Here is a 16,837-nt window from a genome sequence, read left to right as displayed (position 1 = left end):
ATGCTTTCCGTCAACAACGTGACCCTTTCGTTCGGCGGCGTCCAGGCGCTCTCCGACGTATCGTTCACCATGCAGGCCAATGTCATCCATGGCCTGATCGGCCCCAACGGCGCGGGCAAGACCTCGCTGTTCAACGTGGTCAGCGGCATCTACACGCCGACCGCGGGTTCGATCCGCTTCGACGGCAAGGAAATCAGCCGCCTGAAGCTGCACCAGATCAACCGCCTGGGCGTGGCGCGCACGTTCCAGAACATCATGGTGTTCCCCGACCTGACGCTGGCCGAGAACGTGATGATCGGCCGCCAGGACCGCACCCGCGCCGGGGTGCTGGCCTCCATCCTGCGCACCCCGGGCGAGCGCGCCGAACGCCGCGCCACCCGCGAGCGCGCGATCGAGCTGCTGTCGTACGTGGGGCTGGCGGGCAAGGCCGACGAACTGGCCTCCAACCTGCCCTATGGCGAACAGCGCCAGCTGGACATCGCGCGCGCGCTGGCCACCGACCCCAGGATCCTGCTGCTGGACGAACCGGCGGCGGGCCTGAACCTGCAGGAGCGCATCGCCCTGCGCAAGCTGATCCTCAAGCTGCACGAGCTGGGCTACACCATCGTGCTCATCGAGCACGACATCAAGCTGGTCATGGGCCTGTGCGAGCACATCGTGGTGCTGGAATACGGGCACAAGATCGCCGACGGCACGCCGCAGGAGGTACAGCGCGACGAAAAAGTGATAGCCGCCTATCTGGGCGCGGGAGCGCAGCATGCTTAAGATCGACCGCATCGACACCTATTACGGCCGCGTGCAGGCGCTCAAGCAGTGCAGCCTGGACGTCGCCGCCGGCGAGTTCGTCACCCTGCTGGGCGCCAACGGCGCGGGCAAGAGCACGCTGCTCAAGTCCATCCTCGGCCTGCAGCCGGTGCGCGGCGGCGCCATCGAGTTCATGGGCGAGCGCATCGACCGCCAGGCGCCCGACGCCATCATCCGCAAGGGCATCAGCATCGTCCCGGAGGGACGGCGCGTGTTCCCGGAGTTCACCGTGGCCGAGAACCTGGTCATCGGCGCACGGGCGCGCCGCTCCACCCACCACGAAATCCAGCAGGACATCGAACGCATCCTGGCGCAGTTCCCGCGCCTGAAAGAGCGCTACCGGCAGAAGGCCGGCACCATGAGCGGCGGCGAGCAGCAGATGGTGGCGATCGGACGCGCGCTGATGGGCCGCCCCAAGCTGCTGCTGCTGGACGAGCCGTCGCTTGGCCTGGCGCCGCTGGTGGTGGCCGAATTGATGGACAAGCTGCGCGAGATCCACGCCGCCGGCGCCACCATCCTGCTGGTCGAGCAGAACGTCACGCTGGCGCTGCAGACGGCCCAGCGCGGCTACCTGCTGGAGACTGGCCAGATCGTCGGCTCGGACGACACCCAAGCCCTGCTGCACAGCGACCTCGTGCGCAAGACCTATCTCGGCATGGACGGCTGATACGCGCCACGCCACTTTCGCCGATGCACGGCATCCCCCCCTTCCCGACTAGAGAGACATCATGATTGCATTCGCTCCCCGCACCCTGGCCGCCGCGTCGATCGCGGCGACCGTCGCCCTGGCCGGCTGCGGCCAGAAGGAAGAACAGGCCGCGGCCGGCGCCACGCCGCTGCGCATCGGCATCATCGAATCCGTGACCGGCCCGGCCGCCTCGTACGGCGACGCCCACAACAAGGGCACCCGCCTGGCCGTCGAGGAGATCAACAAGGCCGGCGGCTTCAACGGCGTCCCGCTCGAAGTGCACGGCGAGGACGACAAGAGCGACCCGGCCACCGGCATCAACGCCGCCAAGAAGCTGATCACCCAGCGCAAGGTCGACGCCATCGTCGGCTCGGCCGCCAGCCTGGTCACCATCGCCTTCTCGAAGGAGAACGAGAAATACAAGGTGCCGCTGGTCAATGGCATGGCCGGCTCGCCCACCATCACCGAGCAGGGCTTCCAGTACACCTGGCGCATCAAGATTACCGACAACCAGCTCGATACCAAGGCGATCGAGCACTACGTGCAGAACAAGAACGCGCGCAAGGTAGCCTTCCTGGCCGAGAACTCGGACTACGGCAAGCCGCCCACCAAGGCAGCCGCCGACCGCGCCCGGGAACTGGGCGCCGAAGTCGTAGCCTACGAGGAATACAACCGCGGCGAAACCGACTTCAAGGCCCAGTTGACGAACATCCGCGACCGCGCCCCCGACGTGCTGTTCGTGCACGGCTACTACACGGAAGGCTCGATCATCGCGCGCCAGATCCGCGAACTGGGGCTGAAGACGCAGCTCATCGTCAACGAAGGCCAGGGCGTGCCCAAGTTCCAGGAACTGGCTGGCGCCGCGGCCGAGGGCGCGGTGTTCCCCACCACCTGGCTGCCGGGCCTGAGCGACGCGCGCTCCAAGCAGTTCGAAACCGCCTACCAGGCGCGCTACAACAGCCTGCCCGGCGCGTTCGACGCCGGCTCGTACGAAGCCGTCTATACCGTGGTGGAGGCCGCGCGCAAGGGCGGCGGCACCAAGCCCGAACAGATCCAGGCCGGACTGGCCCAGCTGCAGGGCTTCGAGACCCTGCTCGGGCCGGTGCGCTTCGACAAGAAGAACCAGAACGACGGCTCGATCCGCCTGGCCCGCTTCAACAACGGCAAGATCGAACCGCTGCAGTAAACCGCGGCGTCCGCCGGCCCGGCCGGCGGACGCAGTCCGCGCCTTGCCTTGCGCCTTACCCGTCTTTCATCAAAATGCTGACCATTGCTGCCCTCGCGTCCGCCTACCGCGCGCGCCAGACCACCCCTTCCGCCACCCTGCGCGACCTGCTGGACCGGATAGCCGCCTCGCCGCTGAACTGTTTCATCAGCGTCGACCCTGAAACCGTCATGCGGCAGGCGGCCGACGCGGACGCCGCCTTCGCCGGCGGCGCCGCCACGGGCGCGCTGCATGGCATCCCCGTGGCCGTCAAGGATCTGATCGACGTCGCCGGCATGCCCACCACCATGGGTTCGCAGCAGTACGCGAACCAGGCAAGCGCCGAACGCGACGCGCCGGTCGTCGCCCGGCTGCGCGCCGAGGGCGCGATCATCGTGGGCAAGGCCAACACCCACGAGTTCGCCTATGGCCCCACCGGCGATCGCTCGTACTTCGGCGCGGTATGCAACCCGCGCAACCCGGCCCACATGACCGGCGGCTCCAGCAGCGGCTCGGCCGCGGCGCTGGGCGCCGGGCTGTGCGCCGCCGCCCTGGGCACCGACACCAGCGCCTCCATCCGCCTGCCGGCCGCGCTGTGCGGCGTGGTGGGCCTCAAGCCCACCTATGACCTGCTGCCGCGCGCCGGCGCCTTCGACCTGAGCCAGACGCTGGACCACGTCGGCCCGATGAGCACCACCGTGCGCGACAACGCCGTGCTGCTGGACGCGCTGGCCGGGCAGCCGGCGCACAGCTACGCGCGCCTGGTTGGCCAATCGGTGCGCGGCCGCACCGTGGGCCTGGCCACCGGGTTCTACCTCGACTATCTGGATGCGCCGGTGCGCCAGGCGCTGGAACAGGCGCAGGAGGCCTTCCGCCAGGCCGGCGCCCGGGTGGTGCCCATCGAAATCGCCCAGGTGCAGGCCATCTACGACGCCCAGCAGCTGGTGCTCAAGACCGAAGCCTATGCGCGCCACCTGCGGGCGCTGACGAGCAACGCGCCCTACCAGGACGAAGTGCGCGCGCGCCTGCTGACCGGCGCCGGCGTGCTGGCGGTCGACTACCTGCAGGCCATGGCGATGCGCGCCGTGGCGCGCCAGGCCTTCGACGAGGCGCTGGCGCAGGTCGATGTGCTGCTATGCCCCACCTGCGGCCTCACCGCCCCGCTGCGCGACCAGCGCACCACCGTGCTCGATGGCCAGGAATACTCCACCACCTGGCTGCTGACCCGCCTGACCGCGCCGACCAACCTGTCCGGCCACCCCAGCCTGTCGGTGCCATTCGGCGCCGACGGCCAGGGGCTGCCCATCAGCATGCAACTGATCGGCCGGCACCTGGACGAGGCCGTGCTGTACCAGTTCGGCCAGGCGCTCGAAGACGCCGCCTGAGGCGCGGCGGCATGCCGGCCCGCGCCGCCGCCCGGCTCAGCCGGCGTCGGGCGCGGCCCAAAGATTGGGCGTCATGGCGTTCGAATAGCCCGACACGAACGCCTTGCTCGCCCCGGTTTGCGGGTCATAGACGCTGCGCCGTATGCGGCCGATATTGCCGCCGTACAAGTGGATGCTGATCGACACCCGGTCGTCGTAGGCATTGCTGACCTGGTGGATATCGCCGATCGACGGCGACACACAGGCCACGTCGCCGGGGCGCAGCACCTTGCCCGGGCCTTCCGGCGCCAGCCGGCCATCGGCGTCGCGCCGGAACGGCTGGTCGGTCTCGGCGCCTCGCAGCATGCCGATCACGCCCCATACCGTGTGGTCGTGCACCGGCGTCTTCTGGCCCGGCCCCCACACGAAACTGACCAGCGAGTAGCGGTCGCGCGGGTCGCCGTACAGCAGATACTGCCGGTAGTACTCGGGATGCGGCTGCGCCATTTCATCGGGCAGCCAGTCATCGTGGGCCACCAGGTCCGCGATCAGCTGCCGCGCCTGCGCCAGGATGGCGCCCTCCTGCAGGCCGGTGCGTTCGACCAGCTGGTCTAGCGCCGCCACGGTGTTGAGCAATCTCGCCTCGGACATGAGCCCCTCCTGTCGGTCTCTTCATTCGAGCACATCGCCCGTGCGGCGTCACCGTGCCCGACAAATACCAAAATATAGGATTTATATTCTGTATATAAGGAAAATAATAAGGAACAGCCTGGTCGGCCGTCAACGGATAAGGCCATCTCTCAACGTATTTCTGGCGTTCCTGGCGAAACCGCCATATTTCCTATTATTTGGGATTCAAATTTCATAATTTGATTTATAAGCCGGCTCTCTGTATTCTGTGCGCGACAGCCCCGGCAGACGAACGCGCGCCGGATCGGCGCTTGCGCTGCAAAGGCATACGACATATGGACAAAACCCTGCTCAAGGGCCTCACGGTCCTCGAAGCCATCAGCCGGCTCGACGGCGCCACGCCCACGCTGGACCAGATCGCCGAAGAAATCGGCCTCACCCGCAGCAATACGCATCGCACCCTGCAGACGCTGGCGCATGCCGGCTATGTGCGGCGCGACCCCGCCACGGGCTCGTACCAGTGCACGCTGAAGCTGTTCGAGCTGGGCGCACGCCAGCTGGCCAGCCTGGACGCGCGCAAACTGGCCCCGCCGTTCATGGGCGAACTGGCCAGGCTGACCAACGAAACCGTGCATCTGTCGGTGCTCGACGGGCTCGACGTGGTCTATGTCGACAAACTGGACAGCCCGCAGCCCCTGCTGGCCTATTCGACCGTGGGCGGCCGGGCCCCGGCCTACGCGGTGGCCACCGGCAAGGCCCTGCTTGCCTGCCAGACGGCCGACTATCTCGACCACTATGGCGCGGCCATCCAGCGGCACACCGAAAACACCCACGTCTCGCTGCTCGCCCTCAAGCAGGAGCTGGCCGACGTGAACCGCATCGGCTACGCCATCAACCGCGGCGAGTGGCGCCAGGGCATCGGCGGCATCGCCGCGCCGATTTTCAATGGGCTGGACAAGGCCGTGGCGGCGCTGGGCATCTCCGGCCCGCTCGAGCGGCTGACGAACCAGAAAATGCGTGAATACGCGCCGCTGGTGCAACAGGCGGCGCGGCAGTTGTCGGCGCACATGGGTTACCGCGGCGGCTATTTCGGCGGCGTCGCCTGAAGCACCAGGAGAAAGAATGAACCAGGAATCCACCCTCGCGGGCGTACGCGTCATCGAAATCTGCAACGTGGCCGCCGGCCCGTTCTGCGGCATGCTGCTGGCCGACATGGGCGCCGACGTCATCAAGATCGAGCCGCCCGGCACCGGCGACACCTTGCGCAGCTGGGCGCCGATCACCGATGGCTACAGCGAGAACTTCGCCTCGCTGAACCGCAACAAGCGCTCGGTCACACTGAACCTGAAGAACGAGGCCGAACGCGACGCGGCCATCGAACTCATCGCCAGCGCCGACGTGCTGATCGAGAACAACCGCCCCGGCGTCATGGAGCGCCTGGGGCTGGGGTACGAAGCGATGCGCGCGCGCAATCCGCGCCTGGTCTATTGTTCGGTATCGGCGTACGGCCAGAGCGGCCCGCGCAGCCAGGAAGGCGGCTTCGACCTCACGCTGCAGGCCATGAGCGGGCTGATGAGCGTCACCGGCGAAGAAGGCGGCGCCCCCGTGAAGTGCGGCGTGCCCGTCTGCGACTTCACCGCCGGCCTGTATGCCGCCTTCGCCATCGCCGCCGCCCTGCGCCGCGTGCAGGCCGACGGCCAGGGCACGCACATCGACGTCTCCATGCTCGGCGCCACGCTGGGCATCGCCGCCCTGCAGACGTCCCAGTATTTCGGCACGGGCGTGGATCCGGTCAAGCTGGGCTCGGCGCACCCGCGCAACGCCCCGTACCAGGTATTCCGCTGCAAGAACGGCTACTTCGGCATGGCCGCCGGCAACAACTCGCTATGGAAAGCGGTCTGCAAGGTCCTCGAACGCGACGACCTGCACGCCGACCCGCGCTTTGCCAACCCCACCGACCGCGCCGAACACCAGGTCGCCCTGCGCGACATCCTGGAGGCCATCTTCGCGGAACACGACTCCCATGCCTGGCTGGAGCGCTTCCGCCAGGCCGGCGTGCCGTGCGCCCCCATCAACAACTACTCCGAAGTGCTGGCCGACCCGCAGGTCGAACACATGGATTGGGTGCAGGATCTCGAACTGCCCAACGGCGTGCGCACCCGCACGTTCGTCTCGCCAGTGCGCTTTGACGCGCGCACGGCCGGCGTCATGCGCCGCCCGCCGGCCCTGGGCGAGCACAACGACGAGATCCTGGCGGGCCTGGCGCCGCGCCAGGCGGGTTGAGCGCCATGTCAGCCCCCGGCCCCCTGACCATCACGCGGCAGCCCACAGCCTGGACTTTCACGCTGTCGCGCCCCGAAAAACGCAACGCGCTGTCGGCCGAACTGGTCGAGGCGCTCATCGACGGCGTGGATGCCGCCCACCGCGAACAAGTGCCGCTGCTGGTGTTCGCCGGCGCCGGCAGGAACTTCAGCGCCGGGTTCGACTTCACCGGCTACGAAGCACAGAGCGAGGGCGACCTGTTGCTGCGCATGGTGCGCATCGAAATGCTGCTGCAGCGCGTGGCCAGCTCTCCCAGCCTGACGCTGGGGCTGGCCCATGGCCGCAGCTTCGGCGCGGGCGTGGACCTGTTCGCGGCCTGCAAGTGGCGTTATTGCACCCCCGAGGCCGGCTTTCGCATGCCCGGGCTGAAGTTCGGCCTGGTGCTGGGCACGCGCCGCTTTCGCGACATCGTCGGCGCCGACCAGGCCATCTCCATCCTGGGCAGCGCCCGCGCGTTCGACGCCGACGAAGCGCGGCGCATCGGCTTCGTGCGCGACTGCGCCGCCCAGGCGCAGTGGCCCGCGCTGATCGACGCGGCCGCCGAAGCGGCCGCCGCGCTCGATCCGGCCACCCGCGCCACGCTGCACCAGGTTCTGCACGCGGGCCACGACGACGCCGATCTGGCGGCGCTGACCCGCTCGGCCGCGCAGCCGGGGTTCAAGGCGCGCATCCGGGACTATCTGGCCCAGTAGGCCCGCCTAGAACCAGATCCGCACGCCCGCCATGATGGCCCGCTCCGAACGGCTCTCGCCTTCCTCGCTGGCGTAGCTGGCGGTCTTGCCGAACTTGCGGCCGAACGAGACGCCCACATAGGGCGCCACTTCGCGCGTGATCTCGTAGCGCAGGCGCAAGGAGAACGACGCGTCGGACAGGCCGGCGCCGATGCCGCGCGCCTTGTCGTCCTTGCCGTACACGCTGGCCTCGATCTCCGGCGTCAGGACGAGCCGCTGGGTCAGCAAGAGGTCGTACTCGGCTTTCAGCGCCAGCGCGGTGCGCCCCGAGCCGCCCACGTAGGCCGTCACCTCGGTCTCGATGTTGTACGGCGCCACGCCCTGCAGGCCGATGGCGCCCCAGTTGCGCTTGGGCCCGGTGCCGAAATCGCGCCGCGCGCCCACTTGCAGGTCCCAGAACGGCGAGATCGTGCGATTCCAGAACACCTCCACCTTGCCGTCGGAGCGGCCGCCGACGCGCTCGCCCTCGCTCTTGATCCACAGCTTGTCCAGGTCGCGTCCCACCCAGAACTGGCCGTCCCATTGCAGGCCCGTGCGCCGGTCGCGGTCATAGGTCATGCCCAGCTTGTCGAACAGCAACTGGCTGGTCGCCATGTCGTCCATCATGTGCGAGTGAATGCCGTAGGCCGAGTAAGGCCGGTCACCCGCGCCATCGCTGCTCGGCAAGGCGCCCATCGCCGGCGTGGGGCCATGCTCCATGGCCGGCGACGGCGCCGCGCCGTGGTCCATCCCCGGCATGGAGCCGTGGTCCATGGCCGGCGCCTGTGCCGCGCCATGGTCCATCCCCGGCATGGAGCCATGGTCCATGGCCGGCGCCTGCGCCGCGCCGTGGTCCATGCCCGGCATCGAGCCATGCTCCATGGCCGGCGCCTGCGCCCAGGCGCCCGCCGCCGCCGCGGCCAGGCCCAGGCCTGCCGCCATGCCGGCCAATCGCTTCCTGTCGATACTGAAATTCGCCATGTTCCGTTCACTCCACGACAACGGCGCGGAACATGCCCGCTTCCATGTGATACAGCAGATGGCAGTGGTAGGCCCAGTTCCCCCTGGCGTCCGCGCTCACGCGGTAGCTGATCCGCTGGGCCGGATTCAGGCTGATCGTGTGCTTGCGCACCTGGAAATTGCCGTCGGGAGATTCCAGATCGCTCCACAACCCATGCAAGTGGATGGGGTGGGTCATCATGGTGTCGTTGACCAGCACGAAGCGCACGCGCTCCCCATACTTCAGCACGATGGGCCTGGCCTGCGAAAACTTCAGGCCATTGAACGACCACATGTAGCGGTCCATATTGCCCGTCAGGTGCAACTCGATCTCGCGCGTCGGCGCGCGGTTGTCCTCGGGCTCGACCATGGAGCGCAGGTCCGCGTAAGTCAGAACCTTGCGTCCGTTGTCGCGCAGGCCGACGCCCGGATCGTCCAGCCGCGTGGTCACGATATCGGGCAGCATGGAGTTGGCCGGGCCGTGCTCGGCGGGATAGGGATGGCTGACTTCCACCATGCCGCCGCTCGCCTCGCCCGAACCGTGCCCCATGGCGGCATGGTCCATCCCGCCCGCGGCGCCGTGGTTCATGGCGCCGCCCTGCAGCCCCGCCGCGCCATGGTCCATGCCGGGCATGTCGTGCGCCATGCCCATGTCCATCATCGTAAGCACCTGCACCGGATCCAGCGCCGGCACTTCGGCCTGCATGCCCTGGCGCGGCGCCAGCGTGGCGCGCGCGTAGCCGGAACGGTCCATCGCCTGCGAGAAGATCGTATAGGCGCGGTCCTCGGCCGGCTCGACGATCACGTCGTAGGTCTCGGCCACGGCGATACGGAACTCGTCGACCTCCACCGGCCGCACCGGCAACCCGTCCGCCGCCACGACCGTCATCTTCAGGCCGGGAATGCGCACATCGAAGTACGTCATGGCCGAGCCGTTGATGAAGCGCAGCCGCACCCGCTCGCCCGGCTTGAACAGCCCGGTCCAGTTGCCGGCCGGCGACTTGCCGTTGGCGAGATAGGTATAAGTGGCGCCCGACACATCCGCCAGGTCGGTCTGGTTCATGCGCATCTGCTGCCACATCAGGCGCTCGTCCAGCGCGCTGGCCCAGCCTTGCTTGCGCGCATCGTCGATCAGGTTCTCGACGGTAGGCTGGATGTAGTTGTAGTAATCGGGCATGACCTTGAGCTTGCGGAACACGCTCATAGGGTCTTCATCGGTCCAGTCGGACAACAGCACCACGTGGTCGCGCTCGGCCCGCACCGGGTCGGCGCGCCTGGGTTCGATGACGATGGCGCCGTACAGGCCTGTCTGCTCCTGGAACCCGGAGTGGCTGTGATACCAGTACGTGCCGCTTTGCCGCACCTGGAAACGGTAGGTGAAGGTCTCGCCCGGGCGGATCCCCGGAAAGCTCAGGCCGGGCACGCCGTCCATCTCCGTCGGCAGCAGGATGCCATGCCAATGGATCGACGTGTCTTCGTCCAGCCGATTGGTCACGCGCAGCGTCACCGTATCGCCCTCGCGCCAGCGCAGGATGGGCGCCGGGATGCTGCCATTGACCGTCGTGGCCATGCGCGCCGCGCCGGTGAAATTGGCCGGCGTGCGGCCGATCTCCAGGTTGAACTCGGTGCCCGACAGGACTTCGGGACGCGCCGCGCCGGGCTGGGCCCAGGCGGGCTGGCGCCACAGCCCCAGGCCCGCCAGCGCGCCTCCGCCCGCCAGGCCCTGTACGAAGCGGCGGCGCTGATTCGAAACTGCTCTGCTCATTGGTGCTTTCTCCCCGGGAGCGCCGCGGCGTCCCGGCTCGTGATTACTTGACGGAAACCGCGCCCTTCATGCCGGCCGGATAGTGCCCGGGCTCGAGACAACCGAAAGCCACGCGCCCCGCTTTGTCGAATTGCCAGACGATCTCGCCGCTCTTGCCGGCGTCGAGCGACACCGAATTGGCTTCCTCGTGGCGCATGCCCGGATCCTTGAGCATCATCTGGTAGTGCGCGCCCAGGTCCGCATCGGTGCCCAGCACCATCTCGTGGCGGATCTTGCCGGAATTGGTCACCTTGAAGCGCACGGTTTCGCCAGCCTTGACCTCGATCTGGTCAGGCGTGAAACGCATGGCGTCGGTCATGTCGACACTGACTGTGCGGCTGGCCCTGGACGCCACGCCGGGTTTGACGATCGCGCTGGCGGCGGCCGGCGCGGCCCCGTGGCCGGCGCCATGGCCGGCGCCATGGCCGGCGCCGTGCGCGCCGGAGGCGGCGGCGCCGAACGAAATCCAGAACGCGGCCGCGGCCACGGCCATGCGCACTGCGCGCACCCTTACTCTCATGTTCGATCCTCGCTGGTCAGACTGGGTCAAGCGGCCACTGTAGTGAGCCGCGACCGTCCGCAAGCTGTCGGGAACATTACTTTTCTGTCATGTCGATGCGGCGCGCATCCATCGCCGCGACCGTGCGGCAAGGCGCACGCCAGCCGAGGCCGCCACGGCGCATGGCCGGCGCGGTCCGGGCCATGGCCGGGAACGGATTTTTCCGGGATTAGGGTGCTGGCGCGGCACGGTGTGCGGCGCTTGCGCATTGCGCCACGCCGTCCGCCTGTTGCGGAAGGTGGCGCCGCGATGGCCGCCAGGGCCTTGGAAACTGGCGCGCCCGACAGGAATCGAACCTGTATCAAGAGCTTCGGAAACTCTCATTCTATCCATTGAACTACGGGCGCGAAGAGGCGACATTGTACCGGACTTTGCGATTCGCGCACGCCCCGCGAGGGCGGCGACAATTCTCACATCGCATGAGCGTTATATAATCCAGCGTTTGCATGCGGGGAGCCCGATTTCGGTGCGCCTTGCTCTGTAGTGATTGGATTGTCTCTTGCCGCCTTCTAGGCGTCCCCCGGTACCCCGATTCGCAGGATTTGGTCATGAGCAACGAGCAGGAACACATCGAAGAACACGTCTCGCCCATCAAAACGCCCAAGCAACTGATCACCACGGTCGTGCTGGCCTTCGTCGTCCCCATCATCATCATCATCATGCTGGTGAATGTGGTCACCTCCGGCACCAAGGTCGGCGCCGGTTCGGATACGCTGGGTGAAGAAGCGGTCGCCAAGCGCATCGCTCCTGTCGCCGGTTTCGAACTGGTCGACGCCAACGCCCCCAAGGTCCACAAGACCGGCGAACAAGTCTTCACGGCCGTCTGTACGGCCTGCCACACCGCCGGCGTCGCCGGCGCGCCCAAGATGGGCGACAACGCGGCCTGGGCGCCGTTCATCAAGGCCGGCTACGACGCGATGCTCAATGTCGCGCTGCATGGCAAGGGCGGCATGCCCGCCAAGGGCGGCAACCCGGCTCTGAGCGATTACGAAGTGGCCCGCGCCGTGGTCTACATGGCCAATCAATCGGGCGGCTCGCTGCCCGAGCCCGCCGCCCCCGCCGAGGAAGGCGCCAAGCCCGAGGAAGCCGCTGCCGCCGCACCGGCTCCGGCTCCTGCCGCCCCGGCGGCCGCCGCGCCCGCCCCCGCGGCCCCCGCTCCCGCCGCCGCGGCGCCGGCAGCCCCCGCCGAACAGCAGGCCGCCGTCAACCCGGCCGGCGAAAAGCTGTACAAGGCCACCTGTTTCGCCTGTCACGCCACGGGCGTGGCCAACGCGCCCAAGTTCGGCGACAAGGCCGCCTGGGCGCCCTACATCCAGACCGGCATGGACGCCATGCTCAAGGTCGCCATGCAGGGCAAGGGCGCGATGCCGCCCAAGGGCGGCGCGGCCACCGCGTCCGAGGACGACATCCGCGCGGCCATCGAATACATGGTCAACGCCGCCAAGTAAGCCGCGGCAGCGCCATGGAAAAAGCCCTTCGGCGTTGCGCCGAAGGGCTTTTTCCATTCTCGGGTGCCTGTCCCCGCACGGGGACTGGCACCCGCTGACTTCTGGCCTGTCCCCGCCGGGACAGGCACCCGTCATGCGCCAACTTCTGCGGGGACTGGCACCGCTTCCCCGCGAACCGCAGCCTCAGCCGTGCAGCAGCGACAGCCCCAGCTGGACGCGGCGCTGCAGCCACAGGCTGGGGCGATAGCGCGGATCGCCGGTGACGCGCTGCATGTTGTGCAGGATCTCCAGCAAGCGGGCGCCGCCCAGCTTGTCGCCCAGCGCCAGCGGGCCGACCGGATAACCCAGGCCCAGCGTCACGGCGCGATCGATATCCTGCGGCGTGGCGATGCGCTGCTGCGCGATATCGCTGGCGATGTTGACGATGCAGGCGACGATGCGTTGCGCCACGAAACCGGGCGAGTCCTCGATGACGCTGACCGGCGCGCCGTCGCTGGCCACCAGCGCATGGGCGTCGTCGCGCCAGTTCGGCGCCGTGGCCGGCGACACCATCAGCGTGCGGCGCCGGCCGGCCTCCAGCGCATACAGCGTATCCAGGCCCACCGTACGCGCGCCGTCCAGGCCCTGGCCTTGCACGCAGGTGGAGACATCCTCGCCATAGGGCGTGACGATGATCAGCGCATCCTGCGGCGGCGTCGCCCCCTCGGCCAGCTCGACCGCCATGCCGCGCAGCAAGGCGCTGGCGCGCGCGTGGCCGTCCGGATGCGCCGGGCTTACCCAGGCACGCAAGCCGGCGCGCAGGGCTGGCGCGGCCGGCTCGGCCGGCACCTGCTTCTGCCCGTCGGGATAGGCGTAGAAGCCTTCGCCGGCCTTGCGGCCGATCAGGCCGCCGGCCAGCCGCACGGTGGTGATGGGCGACGGCCGGAAGCGCGGCTCGTCGAAGAACTGCCGGTAGATCGATTCCATCACCGGATGCGAGACGTCGAGCGCGGTCAGGTCCAGCAGCTCGAACGGTCCCATGCGAAAGCCCGCCTGCTCGCGCATGATGGCGTCGATCTGGTCGAACGGCGCCACGGCCTCCTGCGCCACCCGCAGCCCTTCGGTGTTCATGCCCCGGCCGGCATGGTTGACGATGAAGCCGGGCATGTCCTTGGCCCGCACCGGCGTATGGCCCATGCGCCGCGCCAGTTCGGCCAGCGCGTCGCCCACGGCGGGATCGCTGCGCAGGCCGTCGATCACCTCGACCACCTTCATCAGCGGCACCGGGTTGAAGAAGTGATAACCGGCCACGCGCTGCGGACGCTTGCACGCCGCGGCAATGGCGGTGATCGACAGCGACGAGGTGTTCGAGGCCAGCACGCAATCGGCCGCCACGATTTCCTCCAGCGCCGCGAACAGGTCGCGCTTGACGTCCAGCCGCTCGATCACCGCTTCGATGACCAGCTGGCAATCGGCCAGGTCGGCCAGCGCCGCCGCCGGCGTAACGCGCGTCAGCGCCGCCTGGGCGTCGGACTCGCTCAGCTTGCCCTTCTGGGCCAGCTTGTCCCAGGTCTGGCGCAAGGCGTCGCGCGCCGCCTGCACCGCGGCGGCGTTGGTGTCGTACAGCCGCACCAGCACGCCGGCCTGCGCGGCGATCTGGGCAATGCCGCGCCCCATGGCGCCGGCGCCCACGATGCCGATAGTCTGGATCTCGCTCATTCTCTGCTCCTGCCTCGTTCAAGTATGGTGGACGCCGCGCCCGCCACGCCCGCGCGCGGCGGCGGGCGGCGCCCAGGGTATCGGTCAGCCCTGCCCGGCGGCCAGGGCCTGGATCTCGGCCTCGGACAGCCCGAGGCGCTCGCTGAGCACCTGGCGCGTGTGTTCGCCCAGCAGCGGCGGGGCGCGGCGGTACTCCACCGGGCTGTCGGAAAAGCGCAGCGGGCTGCTGGCGGTCGGCACGGTGCCGGCGCTGGGGTGCGGCAGCTCGCGCCGGATCTGGCGGGCCACCACCTGCGGGTCTTCGAAGACCTGGTCCAGCGTATTGATGGGTCCGGCCGGCACGCCGGCGCTCTCCAGCGCGGCCAGCCAGGTATCGCGCTCGCCGGTGGCCATGCGCTCGGCCAGCAGCGGCACCAGTTCGTCGCGGTTCTGCACCCGCTGCGGATTGGTGGCGAAACGCGGATCGTCGGCCAGCTCGGGCAGGTCGATCACGCGGCAATAGTTGCGGAACTGGCTGTCGTTGCCCACCGCCACGATGAGGTGGCCGTCGCTGACCGCGAACACCTGGTAGGGAACCAGGTTCTGGTGTGCGTTGCCGGCGCGGCGCGGCGCCTTGCCGGAAGTCATGTAGTTGAGGTTCTGGTTGGCCAGCATGGCCACCTGGCAATCGAGCAGGGCCATGTCGATATGCTGGCCCAGCCCGCTGCGGTTGCGCTCGTGCAGCGCGGCCAGGATGCCGACCGTGGAATACATGCCCGTCATCAGGTCGGTCACCGCCACGCCGGCCTTCTGCGGACCGCCGCCGGGCAGGTCGTCGCGCTCGCCGGTGATGCTCATCAGGCCGCCCATGCCCTGGATCATGAAATCGTAGCCGGGGCGGCTGGCATATGGGCCGGTCTGGCCGAAGCCCGTGATCGAGCAGTAGATCAGGCGCGGATTGATGGCCTTGACGCTTTCGTAGTCCAGCCCGTACTTGCGCAGGCCGCCCACCTTGAAGTTCTCGACCAGGATGTCGCATTGCTGCGCCAGCTCGCGCACCAGCTCCGCGCCGCGCGGCGTGGCGATGTCCAGCGCCACCGACAGCTTGTTGCGGTTGGCCGAGAGGTAGTAGGCCGCCTCGGTGGTGTCGTTGCCGGCCGCGTCCTTCAGATAGGGCGGCCCCCAGGCGCGCGTGTCGTCGCCCGCGCCGGGCCGTTCGATCTTGATGACTTCCGCGCCCAGGTCGGCCAGGTTCTGGGTGCACCAGGGGCCCGCCAGCACGCGGGTGAGATCCAGCACGCGAATGCCGGTCAGGGGAGCAGGACGTTGCGACATATCGGTAGAAAGAAAGAGCCAGGGGAAGCAGGCATATTAGCCCCTGGCGCCAGGCGGCAAGTTTTGTTTTCGGCACGTTGTTGTGCGCGGCGCGCACAACAACGCGGCTGTGCTACGCGTACGCCTTGAGGGTTTCGCGCGCGATGACCAATTGCTGGATCTGGCTGGTGCCCTCGAAAATGCGGAACAGGCGGACATCGCGATAGAAACGCTCGACCGCGTACTCGGAGACATAGCCCGCGCCGCCGTGGATCTGCACCGCCCGGTCGGCCACGCGCCCGACCATCTCGGTGGCGTACAGCTTGCTGCAGGCCGCCTCCATCGTCACGTTCTGGCCCAGGTCGCGCTTGCGCGCGGCGTCCAGCACCATCGAACGGGCCGCGTACAGCTCGGTCTGGCTGTCGGCGATCATCGCCTGCACCAGCTGGAACTCCGCGATCGGCTGGCCGAACTGCTTGCGCTCCAGCGCGTAGCGCACCGCATCGCGCACCAGCCGCTCGGCGATGCCCACGCACAGCGCCGCGATGTGCAGCCGCCCCTTGTCCAGCACCCGCATCGAGGTGCGAAAGCCCGTGCCCTCCTGGCCGCCCAGCAGCGCCTCGGCCGGCACCCGGCAATTGTCGAACACCACGTCGCAGGTCAAGGCGCCGGCCTGCCCCATTTTCTTGTCCGGCTTGCCCAGCGTCACGCCCGGCGTGCCGGCCTCGACCAGGAAGCACGAGATCGAATCGGCGCGGCGCTCGGGCGCGGTGCGCGCCATGACCGAGAACAGCCCGGCGACCGGCGCATTGGTGATGAAGCGCTTGGTGCCGTTCAGGACGTAGTGGTCGCCGTCGCGGACCGCGCTGGTGCGCAGCGCCATGGCGTCCGAGCCGGCATCGGGCTCGGTCAGGGCGAACGAGCCGATCAGTTCGCCGCTGGCCAGCTTGGGCAGATAGCGCTGGCGCTGGGCGTCGGTGCCGGCCAGCACGATGGATTGCGAACCGATGCCGATATTGGTGCCGGCCAGCGACCGGAAAGCCGGCGAGGTCTGCCCCAGCTCGAACACCACGCGCACCTCCTCCTCCATGGTCAGGCCCAGGCCGCCGTAATCCGCGGCGATCGACAGGCCGAACAGCCCCAGGTCGCGCATTTCCTGGACGATGGCGTCGGGAATGCGGCCGGTTTCGGCCAGCTCGTTCTCGGCCGGAACCAGCCGGTCGTTGACGAAGCGGCGTACCGCGTCCAGCAACAGGTTCAGGGTTTCATTGTCCAGCGCCATGATGCACCTCGAGGGTATATATAAAGTGGGAT

Annotated in this window: 15 protein-coding genes and 1 tRNA gene; 8 read left to right on the top strand and 8 right to left on the bottom strand. The window is 68.5% G+C overall.

The window, feature by feature from the left end; all coding sequences use genetic code 11:
• From CAL11_RS02115 to CAL11_RS02100, 4 genes are all read left to right on the top strand, one after another.
• Complete coding sequence (locus CAL11_RS02115; protein ID WP_003815287.1) at positions 1 to 765, top strand: ABC transporter ATP-binding protein; 765 nt, start codon at positions 1 to 3, stop codon at positions 763 to 765.
• Positions 758 to 1,471 carry an ABC transporter ATP-binding protein gene (locus CAL11_RS02110; protein ID WP_003817775.1) on the top strand — a complete coding sequence of 238 codons (714 nt, stop codon included), beginning with the start codon at positions 758 to 760 and terminating at the stop codon, positions 1,469 to 1,471. Before CAL11_RS02115 ends, CAL11_RS02110 begins: the two co-directional genes overlap by 8 nt.
• Positions 1,472 to 1,532: 61 nt before the next feature.
• Positions 1,533 to 2,678 (top strand): ABC transporter substrate-binding protein, encoded by a 1,146-nt coding sequence (locus tag CAL11_RS02105; RefSeq protein ID WP_086092018.1) that lies wholly within the window; start codon positions 1,533 to 1,535, stop codon positions 2,676 to 2,678.
• A 74-nt stretch (positions 2,679 to 2,752) separates the two neighbouring features.
• A complete protein-coding gene (locus CAL11_RS02100) occupies positions 2,753 to 4,081 on the top strand; it encodes an amidase (protein WP_086092017.1) in 1,329 nt (442 codons plus the stop codon).
• Positions 4,082 to 4,117: 36 nt separating this feature from the next.
• On the opposite strand, the gene CAL11_RS02095 is transcribed toward CAL11_RS02100, so the two are convergent.
• Positions 4,118 to 4,711, bottom strand: coding sequence for a cysteine dioxygenase (locus CAL11_RS02095; RefSeq protein WP_033466677.1), 594 nt, complete (start codon positions 4,709 to 4,711; stop codon positions 4,118 to 4,120).
• Between the two features lie 290 nt (positions 4,712 to 5,001).
• Between CAL11_RS02095 and CAL11_RS02090 the strand changes: the two genes are divergently transcribed.
• The 3 genes from CAL11_RS02090 to CAL11_RS02080 are packed head-to-tail and all read left to right on the top strand — an operon-like array spanning position 5,002 to position 7,704.
• Positions 5,002 to 5,796 carry an IclR family transcriptional regulator gene (locus CAL11_RS02090; protein WP_086092016.1) on the top strand — a complete coding sequence of 265 codons (795 nt, stop codon included), beginning with the start codon at positions 5,002 to 5,004 and terminating at the stop codon, positions 5,794 to 5,796.
• Positions 5,797 to 5,812: 16 nt separating this feature from the next.
• The gene (locus CAL11_RS02085) at positions 5,813 to 6,973 is read left to right on the top strand and encodes a CaiB/BaiF CoA transferase family protein (RefSeq protein WP_086092015.1); all 1,161 of its coding nucleotides are present in this window, start codon (positions 5,813 to 5,815) and stop codon (positions 6,971 to 6,973) included.
• Positions 6,970 to 7,704 carry an enoyl-CoA hydratase/isomerase family protein gene (locus CAL11_RS02080; protein WP_086092014.1) on the top strand — a complete coding sequence of 245 codons (735 nt, stop codon included), beginning with the start codon at positions 6,970 to 6,972 and terminating at the stop codon, positions 7,702 to 7,704. Before CAL11_RS02085 ends, CAL11_RS02080 begins: the two co-directional genes overlap by 4 nt.
• 6 nt (positions 7,705 to 7,710) lie before the next feature.
• On the opposite strand, the gene CAL11_RS02075 is transcribed toward CAL11_RS02080, so the two are convergent.
• The 4 genes from CAL11_RS02075 to CAL11_RS02060 all read right to left on the bottom strand — a co-directional run bounded on the left by CAL11_RS02075 (position 7,711) and on the right by CAL11_RS02060 (position 11,431).
• Positions 7,711 to 8,664, bottom strand: a complete 954-nt coding sequence (locus CAL11_RS02075) for a copper resistance protein B (RefSeq protein WP_086094499.1) — start codon at positions 8,662 to 8,664, stop codon at positions 7,711 to 7,713.
• A 46-nt stretch (positions 8,665 to 8,710) separates the two neighbouring features.
• Complete coding sequence (locus tag CAL11_RS02070; RefSeq protein WP_086092013.1) at positions 8,711 to 10,486, bottom strand: copper resistance system multicopper oxidase; 1,776 nt, start codon at positions 10,484 to 10,486, stop codon at positions 8,711 to 8,713.
• A 43-nt stretch (positions 10,487 to 10,529) separates the two neighbouring features.
• A complete protein-coding gene (locus tag CAL11_RS02065; protein WP_086092012.1) occupies positions 10,530 to 11,045 on the bottom strand; it encodes a cupredoxin domain-containing protein in 516 nt (171 codons plus the stop codon).
• Between the two features lie 311 nt (positions 11,046 to 11,356).
• Positions 11,357 to 11,431: transfer RNA gene (locus CAL11_RS02060), tRNA-Arg, on the bottom strand.
• 201 nt (positions 11,432 to 11,632) lie between these two features.
• On the opposite strand from CAL11_RS02060, the gene CAL11_RS02055 reads away from it, so the two are divergent.
• A complete protein-coding gene (locus CAL11_RS02055; protein ID WP_167382432.1) occupies positions 11,633 to 12,532 on the top strand; it encodes a c-type cytochrome in 900 nt (299 codons plus the stop codon).
• A 183-nt stretch (positions 12,533 to 12,715) separates the two neighbouring features.
• On the opposite strand, the gene CAL11_RS02050 is transcribed toward CAL11_RS02055, so the two are convergent.
• The 3 genes from CAL11_RS02050 to CAL11_RS02040 form a co-directional block, all read right to left on the bottom strand.
• The gene (locus CAL11_RS02050; RefSeq protein ID WP_086092010.1) at positions 12,716 to 14,230 is read right to left on the bottom strand and encodes a 3-hydroxyacyl-CoA dehydrogenase; all 1,515 of its coding nucleotides are present in this window, start codon (positions 14,228 to 14,230) and stop codon (positions 12,716 to 12,718) included.
• Between the two features lie 84 nt (positions 14,231 to 14,314).
• Positions 14,315 to 15,544: a CaiB/BaiF CoA transferase family protein gene (locus CAL11_RS02045; RefSeq protein ID WP_086092009.1), complete on the bottom strand. Its 1,230-nt coding sequence runs from the start codon at positions 15,542 to 15,544 to the stop codon at positions 14,315 to 14,317.
• Positions 15,545 to 15,656: 112 nt separating this feature from the next.
• The gene (locus CAL11_RS02040; protein ID WP_033460894.1) at positions 15,657 to 16,805 is read right to left on the bottom strand and encodes an acyl-CoA dehydrogenase family protein; all 1,149 of its coding nucleotides are present in this window, start codon (positions 16,803 to 16,805) and stop codon (positions 15,657 to 15,659) included.
• Between the last annotated feature and the right edge of the window lie 32 nt (positions 16,806 to 16,837).

The organism is Bordetella genomosp. 6 (assembly GCF_002119705.1).
GTDB lineage: Bacteria > Pseudomonadota > Gammaproteobacteria > Burkholderiales > Burkholderiaceae_B > Bordetella > Bordetella bronchiseptica_F.
This window is presented reverse-complemented; position numbering and strand designations above follow the sequence as displayed.

Excerpts from the sequence above, each read along its gene's own strand:
- CAL11_RS02115 (WP_003815287.1), top strand. The coding sequence starts at position 1 with ATGCTTTCCGTCAACAACGTGACCCTTTCGTTCGGCGGCGTCCAGGCG.
- CAL11_RS02110 (WP_003817775.1), top strand. The coding sequence starts at position 758 with ATGCTTAAGATCGACCGCATCGACACCTATTACGGCCGCGTGCAGGCG.
- CAL11_RS02105 (WP_086092018.1), top strand. The coding sequence starts at position 1,533 with ATGATTGCATTCGCTCCCCGCACCCTGGCCGCCGCGTCGATCGCGGCG.
- CAL11_RS02100 (WP_086092017.1), top strand. The coding sequence starts at position 2,753 with ATGCTGACCATTGCTGCCCTCGCGTCCGCCTACCGCGCGCGCCAGACC.
- CAL11_RS02095 (WP_033466677.1), bottom strand. The coding sequence starts at position 4,711 with ATGTCCGAGGCGAGATTGCTCAACACCGTGGCGGCGCTAGACCAGCTG.
- CAL11_RS02085 (WP_086092015.1), top strand. The coding sequence starts at position 5,813 with ATGAACCAGGAATCCACCCTCGCGGGCGTACGCGTCATCGAAATCTGC.
- CAL11_RS02075 (WP_086094499.1), bottom strand. The coding sequence starts at position 8,664 with ATGGCGGCAGGCCTGGGCCTGGCCGCGGCGGCGGCGGGCGCCTGGGCG.
- CAL11_RS02070 (WP_086092013.1), bottom strand. The coding sequence starts at position 10,486 with ATGAGCAGAGCAGTTTCGAATCAGCGCCGCCGCTTCGTACAGGGCCTG.
- CAL11_RS02065 (WP_086092012.1), bottom strand. The coding sequence starts at position 11,045 with ATGAGAGTAAGGGTGCGCGCAGTGCGCATGGCCGTGGCCGCGGCCGCG.
- CAL11_RS02055 (WP_167382432.1), top strand. The coding sequence starts at position 11,633 with ATGAGCAACGAGCAGGAACACATCGAAGAACACGTCTCGCCCATCAAA.
- CAL11_RS02050 (WP_086092010.1), bottom strand. The coding sequence starts at position 14,230 with ATGAGCGAGATCCAGACTATCGGCATCGTGGGCGCCGGCGCCATGGGG.
- CAL11_RS02045 (WP_086092009.1), bottom strand. The coding sequence starts at position 15,544 with ATGTCGCAACGTCCTGCTCCCCTGACCGGCATTCGCGTGCTGGATCTC.
- CAL11_RS02040 (WP_033460894.1), bottom strand. The coding sequence starts at position 16,805 with ATGGCGCTGGACAATGAAACCCTGAACCTGTTGCTGGACGCGGTACGC.